This window comes from Planomonospora sp. ID91781 (assembly GCF_015711595.1).
GTDB classification, from domain to species: Bacteria; Actinomycetota; Actinomycetes; order Streptosporangiales; family Streptosporangiaceae; genus Planomonospora; species Planomonospora parontospora.
The window spans coordinates 3291499-3305862 of the sequence record NZ_JABTEY010000001.1 but is presented as its reverse complement, the minus strand read 5'-3'; the positions used below and the strand labels follow the sequence as shown (position 1 = coordinate 3305862).

The following is a 14364-nucleotide window of genomic DNA, read 5'->3' as shown; positions in this document are numbered from 1 at the left end:
CGCCGCCCGCCGTCACGCCCGTCCCTGCGCCGCGACCTGCACCACCCGGCGCGCGAGCGCCGTGTCCGCGTCCTTGCGGCCCATCCTGGCGGCGGCCTCCGACATGGCGACCACCCGCTCGGGGTCGGACAGGATCGGCAGCACGTTGCGCAGGATCCACTCGGGCGTCAGCTCGGCGTCCTCCGCCATGAGCCCGCCGCCCGCCTGCACGATCGGCGCGGCGTTGAGCCGCTGCTCGCCGTTGCCGTGCGGGAGCGGGACGTAGGCCGCCGGCAGGCCCACCGCGGTGAGCTCGGCGCAGGTGATGGCCCCGGCCCGGCAGAGCGCGAAGTCGGCGGCCGCGTAGGCCAGGTCCATCCGATCGACGTACTGCAGCACGACGTACTGCGGGTCGCCCGGAGGGGGCTCCTCCTCCAGCGTGTTCTTCGGCCCGATGACGTGCAGCACCTGCACCCCGGCCCGGCGCAGCGCCGCGGCGGCGCCGAGGGCCGCCCGGTTGAGCGAGCGCGCGCCCTGGGAGCCGCCGGTGACCAGCAGGGTGGGCAGGTCGGCCTCCAGCCCGAACCAGGAGCGCGCCTTGTCACCGGTGGACAGCCGGTCCAGCTGGGCGATCTCGCGCCGGAGCGGGATCCCGGCGTACTCGCCCCTGGGCAGGGACGTGTCCGGGTGGCCGGTGAACACGTGGTCGGTCAGCCGCGCGCCCAGCCGGTTGGCCAGGCCGGGGCGCGGGTTGGCCTCGTGCACCACGATGGGCACGCCGCGCCGCCGGGCCGCGAGGTAGGCGGGGGTGGCCACGTATCCGCCGAAGCCCACCAGGACGTCGGCCTGGACCCGGTCCATGATGCCGGCCGCCGCGTTGATCGCGCCCGCCAGCCGGCCGGGCACGGTCAGCAGCTGGGGCGTGATGGCCCGGGGCAGCGGCACCGCGGGCACGAGCTGCAGCTCGTAGCCCCTGGCGGGCACCAGCCGCGTCTCGAGGCCGCGCTCCGTGCCGAGGCAGGTGATCCCGATCCCCGGGTCCAGCCTGCGCAGCGCGTCGGCCAGGGCAAGCGCCGGTTCGATGTGACCGGCTGTCCCGCCGCCGGCGAGGACCACTCTCATGCCGGGTCCTTTCGCTCTCGTCCGCTCAACGTCTTCCGCGGCCCGGTCGTCTTCCCCGTTCCGGGCCGCCCAGGCCAAGCCAGCTTAGAGCCCGCGCCGCCGGTCCGGGGCCACGGTCGAGGAGAGCCTCGCGCGCACCGGGCTCCAGCTTGGCGAAGGAGAGCAGCATGCCGAGCGCGGCCAGGGTCGGCAGCAGCGCCGAGCCGCCGTAGGAGACCAGCGGGAGCGGGATGCCCGTGATCGGCAGCACGCCGATGACCGCGCCGATGTTGACGATCGCCTGCCCGGCGATCCAGGCGACGGCGGCGGCCGAGGCCAGCCGGACGAACGGGTCCCTGACCCGGGTGGCCACCCGCAGCCCCGCGTAGCCGAGCAGGCCGAACAGGGTGATCACCACCAGCGTGCCCATCAGGCCGAGCTCCTCCCCGATGATGGAGAAGATGAAGTCGCTCTCGGCGTGCGGCAGCCAGTTCCACTTCGCCCGGCTGGAGCCCAGGCCGAGCCCGAACCAGCCGCCGCTGCCCATCGCGATCTGCCCCTGCACCGCCTGGAAGCCCGAGGTCTGGGCGTTGCCCCACGGGTTGAGCCAGCCCTCGATCCGGTCCGCGCGGTAGCCCTCGGTGCTGATCATCACGATGGTGGCGAGGACCGCCACCGCGAGGATCCCGCCGAACAGCCGGAGCGGGGCCCCCACCACCCACAGCAGCGCCAGGAAGATCACCATGAGCACGATGGTGGTGCCCAGGTCGCTGCCGGCCATGACCAGCAGCGCCAGGATCGCGGTGCCCGGCATGAGCGGGACGAGCAGGTGGCGCCACTCGATCATCCCGCCCCGCGCCCGGCGCGCCAGCAGGTCGGCCCCCCACACCACCAGCGCGAGCTTGGCCGGCTCCGACGGCTGGATGGTCAGCTCCCCGATGTAGATCCAGCGCTGCGCGCCCAGCTCCGACTGGCCGATGAAGATCACCAGGACCAGTCCCAGGGCCGCCAGGACCATCAGCGGGTAGCCGGCCAGCCGGAAGAAGCGCAGCGGCAGCCGGGAGCAGACCCACATGATGACCAGGCCCAGCGCCATCGACAGGAACTGCCGCCCGAAGAGCGCGAACGCCGAGTCCCTCGTCTCCAGCGCCGAGATGCTGGACGCCGACAGCACCATCATCAGCCCCAGCGCCATCAGCAGCCCGCTGACGCCCAGCAGCAGGTGGTAGGAGAGGAGGGGCCGCTCCAGCAGCTCGCGCAGGCGGGAGAGCCCTCCGCCCAGCGGGACGGGGCCCGCCGGCGGTTCGGTGGCGGTCACCGGCCGCCCCGCGGACCGGTCCGCGCGCCGCCCCGGGCACTTCCCCGCCCGCCTGCCCCGGCCTCCGCACGGGCCCCGGTCCGGGCCTCGGCGACGGGCCGCGGGCTCACGTCCCGCTCCCGTCCCCGGGGGCCCCCAGGCGGTGCACGGCCCGCGCGAACGCCTCCCCCCGGGCCGGGTATCCGGTGAACATGTCCAGCGACGCCCCCGCCGGAGCCAGCAGCACGGTGTCTCCGGGGGCGGCGAGCCTGGCGGCTTCGGCGACGACACGGTCCATGGCCCCAGTGTCCTGCTCCGCGACCTCGACCACCGGGACATTCGCGGCGTGTCGCGCCAGAGCCTGCCGGATCCGCTCGCGGTCGGCGCCCAGGAGCACCGCGCCGCGCAGCCTGGGGGCCGCCTGCCGTACCAGGTCGTCGACGTCGGCGCCCTTCAGCTGCCCGCCGGCCACCCAGACGATCGAGGGGTAGGCGGCGAGCGAGGCGGCGGCGGCGTGCGGGTTGGTGGCCTTGGAGTCGTCGACGTAGTCGACCCCGCCCACCCGGGCGACGTGCGCGATCCGGTGCGGGTCGGGGACGAAGTCCCGCAGTCCCTGCCGTACGGCCTCCTCCGGCACCCCGTAGGCCCGGGCGAGCGCGGCGGCGGCGAGCGCGTTGGCCACGTTGTGCGGCGCGAGGGGCCGGACGTCGCCGAGCGAGGCCAGCTCGGCGGCCTCCCGGACGGGGTCCGCGGTGAACGCCCGGTCCACCAGCAGGTCCTCGACCACGCCGACCTGCCCCGGCCGGGGCACCTGCAGCGTGAAGCCGACCGCGCCGCCGTACGGCGCGGCCAACCGGGCGGACCACTCGTCGTCGGCGTTGTAGACGACCGTCCCGGCCCGGGCGAAGATCTCCCCCTTGGCGCGCGCGTACTCCTCCATGGAGCCGTGCCAGTCGAGGTGGTCCGGTGCGACGTTGAGCACGGCCGCCGCGAGCGGGGCGATGCTCGGCGCGCGGTGCAGCTGGAAGCTGGACAGCTCCACCGCCAGCACGTCGTACGGCTCCGCGACCGCCTCCGCCACCGGGACGCCCACGTTGCCGACCGCCAGCGCCCGGTGCCCGGCGGCGAGCAGCATCGAGGTGAGCATCCGCACCGCGGTGGTCTTGCCGTTCGTCCCGGTCAGCGCCAGCCACGGCGCCGCGCCCTCGGGGCGCAGCCGCCAGGCCAGCTCGACCTCGCCGATCACCTCGATCCCGGCCCGCGCCGCCGCGGCGAGCAGCGGGTGGTGCGGCGGCCAGCCGGTGGCGACGACCTGGGTCGTGCCCTCGGGGAGCCCGGCGGGCTCGCCGAAGCGCACCTCCACGCCCGCCTCGGCCAGCTCGGCGGCGACGGCGCGCTGGCGCTCGCCGTCGCGGCCCTCCAGGACGACCGTCCTCTCGCCGCGGGCGGCCAGCAGGCGGGCGGCGGCGGCGCCGGAGAGCCCGGCGCCCAGCACACAGATCATTGGAACCAGCGAGTCCTTCCAGGGACGGCGGAGTGGTGCGGAGTCCTGCTCAGGACTTGGGCATCCACTCGATGTAGAACAGTCCGAGACCGGCCGCGGCGCACAGGCCCGCGATGATCCAGAACCGGACCACGATGGTGGTCTCGGCCCAGCCCGCCAGCTCGAAGTGGTGCTGCAGCGGCGCCATCCGGAACACCCGTTTGCCCGTCAGCTTGAAGGACCCGACCTGGATGATGACCGAGAGCGTGATGATCACGCACAGTCCCGCCAGGATGATCAGCAGCAGCTGGGTGCGGGTGGTGATGGCCAGTCCGGCGATGACGCCGCCCAGGGCGAGCGAGCCGGTGTCGCCCATGAAGATCTTCGCGGGCGGGGCGTTCCACCACAGGAAGCCGATCAGCGCGCCGAGCACGGCGGCCGCGACCACCGCCAGGTCCAGCGGGTCGCGCACCCAGTAGCAGTTGGGGCCGAGCTGGGTGGTGCAGCTGTTGCGGAGCTGCCAGTTGCCGATCAGGATGTAGGAGGCCAGCACCGCGCCGGTGGCGCCGCTGGCCAGGCCGTCGAGGCCGTCGGTGAGGTTCACCGCGTTGGAGAAGCCCACGATCATGATGAGCACCCAGACCGTGAACCCGACGATGGTGATCGACGGGCCGAAGTCCCGCAGGAACGACAGCCGGGTCTCGGCCGGGGTGATGTCGTAGGCGTTGGGGAAGCGCACCACCAGCACGGCGAAGACCGCGCCGACGATGAGCTGGCCCAGCGCCTTGGCGCCGCTGCGCAGGCCGAGGCTGCGCTGCTTGTAGATCTTGATGAAGTCGTCGAGGAAGCCGACCGCGCCCAGGCCCGTCATCAGGAACAGCACCAGCACCGCGGAGACCGTGGGCGTGGTCCACGACATCAGGTGGGCGCAGGCGTACCCGATCAGTGCGGCGATCACGATCACCGTGCCGCCCATGGTGGGGGTGCCGCGCTTGTCGTGGTGGCCGGAGGGGCCCTCCTCGCGGATGCTCTGGCCGTAACCGCGGCGGGAGAACAGCCGGATCGCCAGGGGCGTGCCGAACATCGACAGCAGCAGGGAGACGGCCGCCGCGATGAGGATGTCCCTCACTGGCCGTCACCCCCGACCAGGGCGTGGGCCACGCGCTCCAGCCCGGCGGCGCGCGAGCCCTTGACCAGCACCACGTCGCCGGGGGCGAGCATGCCCTCCAGGAGGGCCGCGGCCTCCGCCGTGTCGGCCGCGTGCACCACGCGGGTGGCCGGACGCGGCTGCGGCCCCGGCGGCGCGCCGGACGCGGCCTCCTCCACCACCGTGCGGGCGCCGGCCAGGATCGGCTCGGCGTCCCGGCCGACGACGACCAGGCCGGCCAGTCCCGCCTCGCCGGCCATCCGGCCGACGCCCTCGTTCAGCGCGTCGCTGTGCTCGCCCAGCTCGGCCAGGGAGGCGACGACGGCGAAGCGGCGGCGCGGGCCCGCGAGCGCGTCCAGGGCCCGGAAGGCGGCGCGCATGGAGTCGGGGTTGGCGTTGTAGGCGTCATTGATCACGGTGACGCCGTCCGCCCGGTCGGTGACCTCCATCCGCCAGCGGCTGCGGGGCTCGGCCTCCGACAGCTCCTGGGCGATGACGGCGACCGGCAGGCCGAGCTCGTAGGCGGCCGCCGCCGCGGCCAGGGCGTTCTCCACCGCGTGCTCGCCGTACAGGCGGAGCCCGACCGGCGCGGAGCCCGACGGGGTGCGCAGCGTGAAGGACGCGCGGCCCCGCTCGTCCACGGTCACGTCCTCGGCCCGCACGTCGGCGCTCTCGGCGCGGCCGTACCAGGTGACGCGGGCGCGGGTGCGGGCGGCCATCGCGGCGACCAGCGGGTCGTCGGCGTTCAGCACGGCCACGCCGTCGGCCGGCAGCGCCTCCACCAGCTCTCCCTTGGCCTGGGCGATGGCCTCGCGGCTGCCGAAGACGCCGAGGTGCGCGGTGCCGACGTTGAGGACCACGCCGATCTTCGGCGGGGCGATGCGCGCCAGGTAGTCGATGTGCCCGACGTTCCTGGCGCTGAGCTCCAGCACCAGGCAGCGGGTGGTCTCGTCGGCCCTCAGCACGGTCAGCGGGTGGCCGATCTCGTTGTTGAAGGATCCGGGCGGGGCGACCGTCGGGCCGATCCTGGCGGTGAGGCGGGCCAGCAGGTCCTTGGTGCTGGTCTTGCCCGCCGAGCCGGTGACGCCGACGACAGTGCAGTCGGGCAGCTCCGCGCAGGCGGCGGTGGCGAGGGCGGCCAGCGCGGCCAGGACGTCGCCGACGATCACCGCGGGGGCCTCGACGGGCCGCTCCGCGAGCACCGCGACCGCCCCGGCCGCCACGGCCTGCGCCGCGAAGTCGTGGCCGTCGGCCCGGTCGCCCTTGATGGCGACGAACAGCGACCCCGGTTCGGCCGCCCGGGAGTCGATGACGACCGGGCCGCGCACCACCGCGCGGGGATCGGCCATGCCCGCGAGGGCGCCCGAGGTGATCTCGGCGATCCTCGCCAGCGGCAACGGGATCATGATGCGTCTTCCCTACTCTCGTCCGTGCTTCGGCGCCCGGTACGGCTCCGCCGTCCGGCGATCGCGTCGGCCACCACCTGCCTGTCGTCGAACGGGAGGACCCGGTCTCCGACGTACTGACCCTGCTCGTGGCCTTTGCCCGCCACGACGACGACGTCGCCGGAGCCCGCCCGGCCGATCGCCAGCCCGATGGCCGCGGCCCGGTCCGGCTCAATGATCACATGCGCGCGCTCCTCCTCGGGCACGCCGAGGACTCCGTCCATCATCTCGGCCAGGATCCGCAGGGGGTCCTCCGAGCGAGGGTTGTCGCTGGTGAGAATAGCCACATCCGCCAGGCGTGCGGCGGCTTCCCCCATCATCGGGCGTTTGCCCCGGTCCCGGTCGCCCCCGCAGCCGAGCACCACGGTCAGCGCGCCGGAGGTCACCTCGCGCAGCGAGCGCAGCACCGACTCCACCGCGCCCGGCTTGTGCGAGTAGTCGACGATCGCCTCGAAGCCGTCGGCGCCGGGGACGCGCTCCATCCGGCCGGGCACCCCGGCCAGCGTGCCCACGCCCGTCACCGCGGCGCGCAGCGGCACCCCCGCCTCGACCAGGGCCACGATCGCGCCCAGCGCGTTGGCCACGTTGAAGGGGCCGGGCAGGGCCACCGCGGCGTCCTCCTCGACCCCGCCCGGGCCGACGACGCGGAAGGCGCTCCCGTCGGAGCCCAGCCGCACGTCCAGGGCCCTCCACTCGGCCTGCGGGGCGCCCAGGGCGGAGAAGGAGACCGTCGGGATCTTCGCCCGGCCCAGGAGCTCGCGGCCGTGGGCGTCGTCGAGGTTGACGACGCCCACTCGGCTCATCCCGGGGGTGAACAGCCGGGCCTTGGCCGAGAAGTAGTCGTCGAGGTCGCGGTGGAAGTCCAGGTGGTCCTGGGAGAGGTTGGTGAACAGCGCGACGTCGTAGAAGACCTCGTCGACCCGGCCCAGGGCCAGGGCGTGGCTGGAGACCTCCATGGCGGCGGCGGTGACGCCCTGCTCGCGCATGAGGGCGAACAGCCCCTGCAGCTCGCTCGCCTCGGGGGTGGTCAGCCTGGGCGTGAAGCGCAGCTCCCCGGCCCGGATCTCCACCCCGCCGACCAGGCCGGTCGTGTGGCCCGCGGCGCGCAGCCCGGCCTCCAGCATGAAGGTGGTGGTGGTCTTGCCGCTGGTGCCGGTGACGCCGACGACCGTCATGCCGTCCGCGGGCCGGCCGTACACCCAGGCGGCGGCCTGCCCCAGCACGGCCCGCGGGTCCGGGACGACGAGGACCGGCAGGCCGGTCGCGACGGCGGCCCGGCGGCCCGCCGGATCGGTCAGGATCGCGGCCGCTCCCGCGGCCAGCGCCTGCGCGGCGAAGTCCGCACCGTGGGAGACGGCTCCGGGCAGCGCGACGTAGAGGTCGCCGCGCCGGACCTGGCGGGAGTCGATCGTGACCCCGGAGACCGCGGCCAGCGGCGCGCGCGACGTGCCCGAGGGGGCGCCGAGCAGGCTCGCCAGCCCGGAGAGCGGCCGGGGTGAACTGGTTGAAGGTCGCATGGACGACGGGGGACGCACGGCGAGAGCGTACCGTCCTCGCTCATTCCCCGGCGCGGATCCGCACCGCCGGCGGCTCGGTACCGGTGGGCGGGATCTTCCTGCTCTTCAGCGCGAACGTCATCACCTTCTTGAAGACCGGGGCCGCGATCTCGCCTCCGTAGTGGCCTTTCCTGGGGTCCTGGATGACAGCCAGGACGACCAGCCGCGGCTTGTCGGCGGGGGCGAAACCCGCGAAGGTCGCGGTGTAGCCGCAGTAGCCCTGGCAGGCGGCGTCGTAACGCATCGCGGTGCCGGTCTTGCCCGCCACCCGGTAGCCCTCGATCGAGGCCAGGTTGCCGGTGCCCTCCGCGCTGACGGCGGCCTCCAGCATCAGCGAGACCTCGCGGGCCGTGCGCTCGCCGACCACCCGGGTGCGCTTCGCCGGGGCGGCCGGCACGAGCGAGCCGTCGGCGCCGGTGGTGCCGGCCACGACCGACGGGGCGATCCGCACGCCGCCGTTGGCGATGGTCTGGTAGACGCTGGCGGTCTGCAGCGCGGTGACGGAGACGCCCTGGCCGTAGGCGATCGTGCAGCGCTGGCTGCCCGACCACTCCTTCCACGGGGGCAGCAGGCCGGCCTCCTCCCGGTAGAGGCCCGCACCGGGCTTGGCGCCGAACCCGAAGCGCCGCAGCATCTCGTGGAGCTTCTCGTCCCCCACCTTCTGCGCGGCGAGGATCGTGCCCACGTTGCTGGAGGTGGCGACCACCCCGGAGAAGGTCAGACGCTCGGTGGGGTGCGGGTGGGAGTCGCGCAGCACCTTGTCGGCGCACCTGATGTCGTCCGCGACGGTGAACACGGTCTCGGGGCGCACGGCCCCCGACTCCAGCGCGGCCGCCGCGGTGATCACCTTGTTCGTGCTGCCCGGTTCGAACACGTCGGCCACGGCGCGGTTGACCCAGCTCTCCGCGGAGGTCTTCGCCCAGTCCTTCAGGTCCAGCTCGGGGGCGTTCGCGATCGCCACCACCTGGCCGGTCTGCACGTCCATCACGATGACGCTGCCGGTGCGGGCCCCGGTCTCCGCGACCTGCTCGGCGATCGCCTGCTGCGCGGCCCACTGGACGTCCCGGTCGATGGTGAGCCGCACGTCCCGGCCCTCCACCGGCTGCCGCCGGGTGCTGCGGGTCATCGGGATCCGCTGCCCGTCGCGGCCGGTCTCGATGCTCTGCTGGCCGTCGCGCCCGGCCAGCAGCTTGTCGTGCACGAGCTCCAGACCGCTCAGCCCGCCGCCGTCGTCCCCGACGAAGCCGATCAGGGTGCCCGCCAGGTCGCCGCCGGGGTAGTCGCGGCGGTACTCGTGCCTGCTCCCGACCCCCTTGAAGCCGTGCGCGAGCACCTTCTGGGCGTGGATCGGGTCGACGGTCCCGATGGGGACGTAGCGCTTGCCGGTGTCGGCGATCTCCGCCGCGATCCACTCCTTCGGCTTGCCGAGCTCCGCGGCCAGCATCGCCGCCACCTGGGCGCGCTTGGCGGGCGTCACCTCCAGCGGGTCCACGAAGATCTCGCGCACCTCGACCGTCAGCGCGAGCTCGTGCCCGTTGACGTCGGTGATCGAACCGCGCCGGGCGGGGATCCGCTCCTCCTGGACGCGCTGCCTGGCCGCCTCGGCCATGTACACCTTGGAATCCAGGCCCTGCAGCTGGACCAGGCGGCCGGCGAAGACGGAGAGCACGAAGGTCATCGCGATCAGGCCGATGCTGATCCGCCTGCCGGGGTTGCCGAGGTGCAGCACCATCGGCGCGCGCGCCGGCGGGCGGGGCGGTGCGCCCTCCCCCGTCCGCCGCACGGGCCCGCGGGGCCCGGCGGGCCCCGCGGGCTGCTTGCGGGTGGTACGCCCGGGATCGGCCGGCCCGTCGTCACGCTCGCGCACGGGACGCGGACCCGGCCGTCCGGGCGCGGGGCGGGCCCCCTCCGGGCGGGCGGGCCTGCCGGGCGCCGCGGGGCGCGGCGGCCTGCCCGGCCCGTCCGGCTTGCCCGTCCGGCTCTGCCTGCCGCCTCCGGCCGGTCCCTCGGATCCGCGCCCTGCGGCCCGGCCCTGCGCCCCGGACCCGCGCCCTGCGGCCCGGCCCTGCGCCCCGGACCCGCGCCCTGCGGCTCCGCTCCGCCCTTCCGACCTGTTCCGTCCGTCGGCTCCGGTCTGCCGCCGGTCCCGTGCCGGGCGGCCGGTCGCGTCCGCCTCCCCGGCTCCTCCGGACCGCGTGGAGCCGCCGCTCCTGCCCGTCCTGCCAGGACCGTCGGAGCGCCCCGGGCCGTCGGGGCGGGTCGGCCTTCCCCGTCCGTCCGTCCCTCCGCGCCCGCCGGGGGGCACGGGCCGGCCCGCCCCTCCCCGGGATCCGGGCCTGCCGGCACCCTCCGCGCCGCCCTGCCCGCCCTGTCCCTCAGGACGGCCGGGACCTTCGGGACGGCCCGGACCCTCGGGGCGGCCGGGACGGCGAGGGCCGCGGCGGCCGGAGCCACCGCGGCCGGCGCCGGGACCGCGACCACCGCTGTCGTTCATCGACCCGTGCCCGGCACTCGCTCCTGCCCGACGGGCGTCTGGCTCTCGCTGGCGACCCGGCCGCCGGGGAGGCCGTCGGAGTCGATCACGCGGGCGGAATCGTCGGGGACCATCCCCTGCCGGTCGGCCGCGTCGGCCACCTGGCGGGGCATCTCCAGCTGCATGTTCTCACTCTTCTGCTTCTGCTTCTGGAGGCTGAGCTGATGGAGCTCCCTGCGCAGGTCGCTCTCCCGGATGGCGTTCTGGGCCAGGACGGTGTTCAGCAGCAGCAGGGTGACCAGGCCTCCGCAGAGCAGCCCGACCACGAGCAGCACGAAGGGAGCCCTCGGCGCGCGCCCCGAGGGGGATCCCGCCTGGACCGCGGCCGCCTGAGCCGGAGCCCCCTGGGCCGCCGGCGCGACGGCGGGCGCCGCCTTGGCGGGCCTGGGCCTGCGGCCGGACGGCGTCACGCGAGGGGCGCGCGGGGCCCGCCTGTCACGGCCGGGCGCGGCGCGGCGGACGTCTGGCTCAGCTCTCGTCAACTGCCTCACGGATCCTTTCTGCCGCCCGGCACCGGGCAGAAGCCGCCCGCGGGTTGCGGGCCACCTCCTCTTCGCTCGGGAGCTCGGCCCCCTTCGTCAGCAGGGCGAACCTCGGCTGGTGAGCCGGGAGCGGGACGGGCAGCCCCGGAGGGCTGGTGTCCCGGGTTCGCGCGGTGAGGATCTGCTTGGTCAGCCGATCCTCGAGAGAGTGGTAGGCGAGCACGACGACGCGCCCGCCCAGCGTCAGCGCGTCGAGTGCCGCGGGCAGCGCCCTCTCCAGTGCCGTCAACTCCGCGTTCACCTCGATCCGCAACGCCTGAAACGTCCTTTTTGCGGGGTTTCCCCCGGTTCTCCGCGTGGCTGCGGGGATCGCCGTGCGGACGATCTCTGCAAGCCGCTTGGTAGACGTTATGGCTTCCCTGGCCCTTTCCTTGGCAATTAGGTGCGCGACACGCGGGGCGAATCTCTCCTCACCGTAATCACGGAGGATCCGGATCAGGTCGGCGACGGGATAGGTGTTGACGACGCTCTCGGCCGTCAGCTCCTCCTCCCGGTCCATCCGCATGTCCAGCGGCGCGTCGTAGGAGTAGGCGAAGCCCCGCTCGGCCTCGTCCAGCTGGGGCGAGGAGACGCCCAGGTCGAACAGGGCGCCGTCGATCCTCCGGCGGCCGATCCCGGCCAGCACGTCGGCGAGCTCGTCCGAGACCGCGCGGACCAGCGTGGTCCGGCCGGCGTACGGCGCGAGCCTGGCCGTGGAGCGCTCGATCGCGGTGGGGTCGCGGTCGATCCCGACGAGGTGGAGCGAAGGGTGCGCGGCGAGCAGGGCCTCGGCGTGCCCGCCGAGGCCGAGGTTCGCGTCGACGACGACGGGCTCGGGCCGGTCCAGCGCGGGAGCCAGCAGTTCGAGCACGCGGTCGAGCATCACGGGCACGTGCCCGCCCGGCCCCTGAGGATCGTTCCTGTCGTTCTCGGCGTGCATCGGGCACACCCCCCCTTCGCCGCCTCGCTCGCGGATACGCGGCGGACGCTCATCGGTGTCGTGGAACCTGCTTCGCGGGCCTCCCCCGCCGCGGGCGGAGTCCCCGGACGGGCCCGTCACACGGCGGCGAGGCGCCCCGGTCCGGACGCCGACCAGCCTCGCCCGGCCCGCGACGGGCGCGGACCGGGCGAGGCTTCTGGTGGAGCGAGGTGGCAACGCGGGGAGACGCCGTCCCGGCGCCGCCACCGCAGAGTACGGGGTTCACGAAGCGGGCTCTGACAGGCCCCCACCCCGGGGCCGCCCGGCCAGGTCCCCATCCGCACCCGCGTGTCCCCGCACCACCTGACACCGGGGAAGGTGCATCAGCTGGTGCGCGACTGGTTGCGGGTGGAGACCTCGCCGAACGACGTGTTCACCGTGAGTCGACCGCGGAATCACAGAATCCCTGGCAGCACCTCCTCCGACAGGTCGGCGAAAGCCTGCTCTTGGTCGGCCAGATAGGCGTCCCAGGCCTGCGCGTCCCAGATCTCCAACCGGGTGTTGGCCCCGATGACCACGCAGTCACGCTGCAGGCGGGCGTATTCACGCAGAGCCTGCGGGATGGTGACACGGCCTTGCTTGTCAGCGAACTCGTCGGACGCACTGGCGAAGAGGACGCGACTGTAGTCACGGACCGCCTTCGCGGTCACCGGCGCGGTTCGCAGAGCCTCGGTGATGCGCTGGAACTCCTCTACGGGGAATACGTAGAGGCAGCGCTCCTGGCCTTTGGTGATCACCAGACCCTCCGCCAGCTCTTCGCGGTACTTCGCCGGCAGGAACAGCCGTCCCTTGTCGTCGAGGCGCGGATGATGAGTGCCGAGGAACATCGGCCCTCACCTCCCGTGCCCAGTGGAACGCTCAGCGCTGCACTCACTCCACAGCTCAGCCCTCCACTGCGCACCACCATACTCCACTTCTCCCCACCGTCAACTGATTCCGACTCGGCTCGTGCCCGAATTGTTCGATATTTCCCCAGGTCAGCAGGGGTGGAGCCGAGTGGAGCGGGCGAGCGGGCCCTCGATCGCCACGGGCGTGTCGGCGGGGGCGGGAGCCTCCCGCGGCGCCCGCGCCGACCGGAGCGGCGGGCGGGCGGAGCGTGTACCGGAGAGGTCGCGGATCGGCACGGGATCCGCACCCGGGATCCCCGCGAATCGAACATTCATCGCGCACACTGTGGGCCATTCACCCGAAATAGACCCCAATGACCGCATAAAGTCGCTGAGGAACCCGCGGAGACATAGGGTCGGCACTCACAATGGGAGAGGGGCCACGCCGGCCCTCGCAACACGTACCCCCGGCGCGCAACCGCCGCACCCTCATGGAGGCCTGGTGGCAGTAACCCATGACGTCTCACCTCGGCTCGACGACCTGGTGGCCACCGCGCACCGGATCCGCGAGGCGATCGAATCGGTCATCGAGGGCAAGAGCGACGTCATCCGCCTGACCTTGACCGTCCTGCTGGCAGAGGGCCACCTGCTCATCGAGGATGTGCCCGGCGTCGGCAAGACCATGCTCGCCAAGGCTCTGGCGCGGTCCATCGACTGCCCGGTGCGCCGCGTCCAGTTCACCCCCGACCTGCTGCCCAGCGACATCACCGGCGTCAGCGCCTACAACCAGCAGACCCGGGAGTTCGAGTTCAAGCCGGGGCCGGTGTTCGCCAACATCGTGGTCGGCGACGAGATCAACCGCGCCTCGCCCAAGACGCAGTCGGCCCTGCTGGAGTGCATGGAAGAGCACCAGGTCACCGTCGACGGCACGACCTACGCGCTCGACGCGCCCTTCATGGTGATCGCGACCCAGAACCCGATCGAGATGGAGGGCACCTACCCCCTCCCCGAGGCGCAGCGCGACCGCTTCACCGCGCGGATCGCGATGGGCTACCCGGAGCCCGCCGCCGAACTGGAGATGCTCGACGTGCACGGCGCCACCTCCCCGATCGACAAGCTGGAGCCGGTGGCCACCACCGCCGAGGTCCGCGCCCTGATCGAGGCGGTGCGCGCGGTCTACGTCTCCCAGCCGATCAAGAAGTACGCGATCGACCTGGTCACCGCCACCCGCCACTCCCCCGACCTGCGGCTCGGCGCCTCCCCGCGCTCCACCCTGCAGCTGGTCCGCGCGGCCCGGGCGCACGCCGCGCTCGCCGGGCGCGACTACGTCATCCCCGACGACCTGCAGGAGCTGTGCCTGCCCGTGCTGGCCCACCGCCTGCTGCCCAGCGTCGAGGCCCAGGGCCAGCGCCGCCTGCCCGAGCAGGTGATAGCCGACCTGGTCCGCCGGGTCCCCGTACCCGAGGCGCAGGCCCGATGAGCCCGCGGGACGGGCG

The 14364-nt window shown here is 74.0% G+C and carries 11 protein-coding genes; 1 reads left to right on the top strand and 10 read right to left on the bottom strand.

Features of this window, described 5'->3' with window-relative positions; all coding sequences use genetic code 11:
- Positions 1–12 precede the first annotated feature (12 nt).
- The 10 genes from murG to mraZ form a co-directional block, all read right to left on the bottom strand.
- Positions 13–1101 carry an undecaprenyldiphospho-muramoylpentapeptide beta-N-acetylglucosaminyltransferase gene (murG, locus tag HS048_RS15045; RefSeq protein WP_068894156.1) on the bottom strand — a complete coding sequence of 363 codons (1089 nt, stop codon included), beginning with the start codon at positions 1099–1101 and terminating at the stop codon, positions 13–15.
- Between the two features lie 25 nt (positions 1102–1126).
- A complete protein-coding gene (ftsW, locus tag HS048_RS15040; protein WP_068894157.1) occupies positions 1127–2398 on the bottom strand; it encodes a putative lipid II flippase FtsW in 1272 nt (423 codons plus the stop codon).
- A gap of 106 nt (positions 2399–2504) precedes the next feature.
- The gene (gene murD, locus HS048_RS15035; RefSeq protein ID WP_068894158.1) at positions 2505–3881 is read right to left on the bottom strand and encodes a UDP-N-acetylmuramoyl-L-alanine--D-glutamate ligase; all 1377 of its coding nucleotides are present in this window, start codon (positions 3879–3881) and stop codon (positions 2505–2507) included.
- Positions 3882–3930: 49 nt separating this feature from the next.
- The gene (mraY, locus tag HS048_RS15030; RefSeq protein WP_068894159.1) at positions 3931–4989 is read right to left on the bottom strand and encodes a phospho-N-acetylmuramoyl-pentapeptide-transferase; all 1059 of its coding nucleotides are present in this window, start codon (positions 4987–4989) and stop codon (positions 3931–3933) included.
- Entirely contained in the window at positions 4986–6413 is a 1428-nt protein-coding gene (gene murF / locus HS048_RS15025) for a UDP-N-acetylmuramoyl-tripeptide--D-alanyl-D-alanine ligase (protein WP_068894160.1), read from the bottom strand. The genes mraY and murF overlap by 4 nt, the downstream gene beginning before the upstream one ends.
- Complete coding sequence (locus HS048_RS15020; RefSeq protein ID WP_196467258.1) at positions 6410–7969, bottom strand: UDP-N-acetylmuramoyl-L-alanyl-D-glutamate--2,6-diaminopimelate ligase; 1560 nt, start codon at positions 7967–7969, stop codon at positions 6410–6412. Before HS048_RS15020 ends, murF begins: the two co-directional genes overlap by 4 nt.
- 40 nt (positions 7970–8009) lie before the next feature.
- The gene (locus HS048_RS15015; protein WP_307832480.1) at positions 8010–9875 is read right to left on the bottom strand and encodes a penicillin-binding protein 2; all 1866 of its coding nucleotides are present in this window, start codon (positions 9873–9875) and stop codon (positions 8010–8012) included.
- 623 nt (positions 9876–10498) lie between these two features.
- Positions 10499–10816, bottom strand: a complete 318-nt coding sequence (locus HS048_RS15010; RefSeq protein WP_068894163.1) for a hypothetical protein — start codon at positions 10814–10816, stop codon at positions 10499–10501.
- A gap of 193 nt (positions 10817–11009) precedes the next feature.
- Positions 11010–12002 (bottom strand): 16S rRNA (cytosine(1402)-N(4))-methyltransferase RsmH, encoded by a 993-nt coding sequence (rsmH, locus tag HS048_RS15005; RefSeq protein ID WP_068894164.1) that lies wholly within the window; start codon positions 12000–12002, stop codon positions 11010–11012.
- A gap of 434 nt (positions 12003–12436) precedes the next feature.
- Entirely contained in the window at positions 12437–12868 is a 432-nt protein-coding gene (mraZ, locus tag HS048_RS15000) for a division/cell wall cluster transcriptional repressor MraZ (RefSeq protein ID WP_068894165.1), read from the bottom strand.
- Between the two features lie 502 nt (positions 12869–13370).
- Here mraZ and HS048_RS14995 point away from each other — a divergent pair.
- Positions 13371–14348: a MoxR family ATPase gene (locus HS048_RS14995; protein ID WP_191893200.1), complete on the top strand. Its 978-nt coding sequence runs from the start codon at positions 13371–13373 to the stop codon at positions 14346–14348.
- The last annotated feature ends 16 nt before the right edge of the window (positions 14349–14364 follow it).

What these genes read in the sequence shown, in the direction of transcription:
- murG (WP_068894156.1), bottom strand. Translation starts at nt 1,101, where the DNA reads ATGAGAGTGGTCCTCGCCGGCGGCGGGACAGCCGGTCACATCGAACCG.
- murD (WP_068894158.1), bottom strand. Translation starts at nt 3,881, where the DNA reads ATGATCTGTGTGCTGGGCGCCGGGCTCTCCGGCGCCGCCGCCGCCCGC.
- murF (WP_068894160.1), bottom strand. Translation starts at nt 6,413, where the DNA reads ATGATCCCGTTGCCGCTGGCGAGGATCGCCGAGATCACCTCGGGCGCC.
- HS048_RS15020 (WP_196467258.1), bottom strand. Translation starts at nt 7,969, where the DNA reads ATGCGACCTTCAACCAGTTCACCCCGGCCGCTCTCCGGGCTGGCGAGC.
- rsmH (WP_068894164.1), bottom strand. Translation starts at nt 12,002, where the DNA reads ATGCACGCCGAGAACGACAGGAACGATCCTCAGGGGCCGGGCGGGCAC.
- mraZ (WP_068894165.1), bottom strand. Translation starts at nt 12,868, where the DNA reads ATGTTCCTCGGCACTCATCATCCGCGCCTCGACGACAAGGGACGGCTG.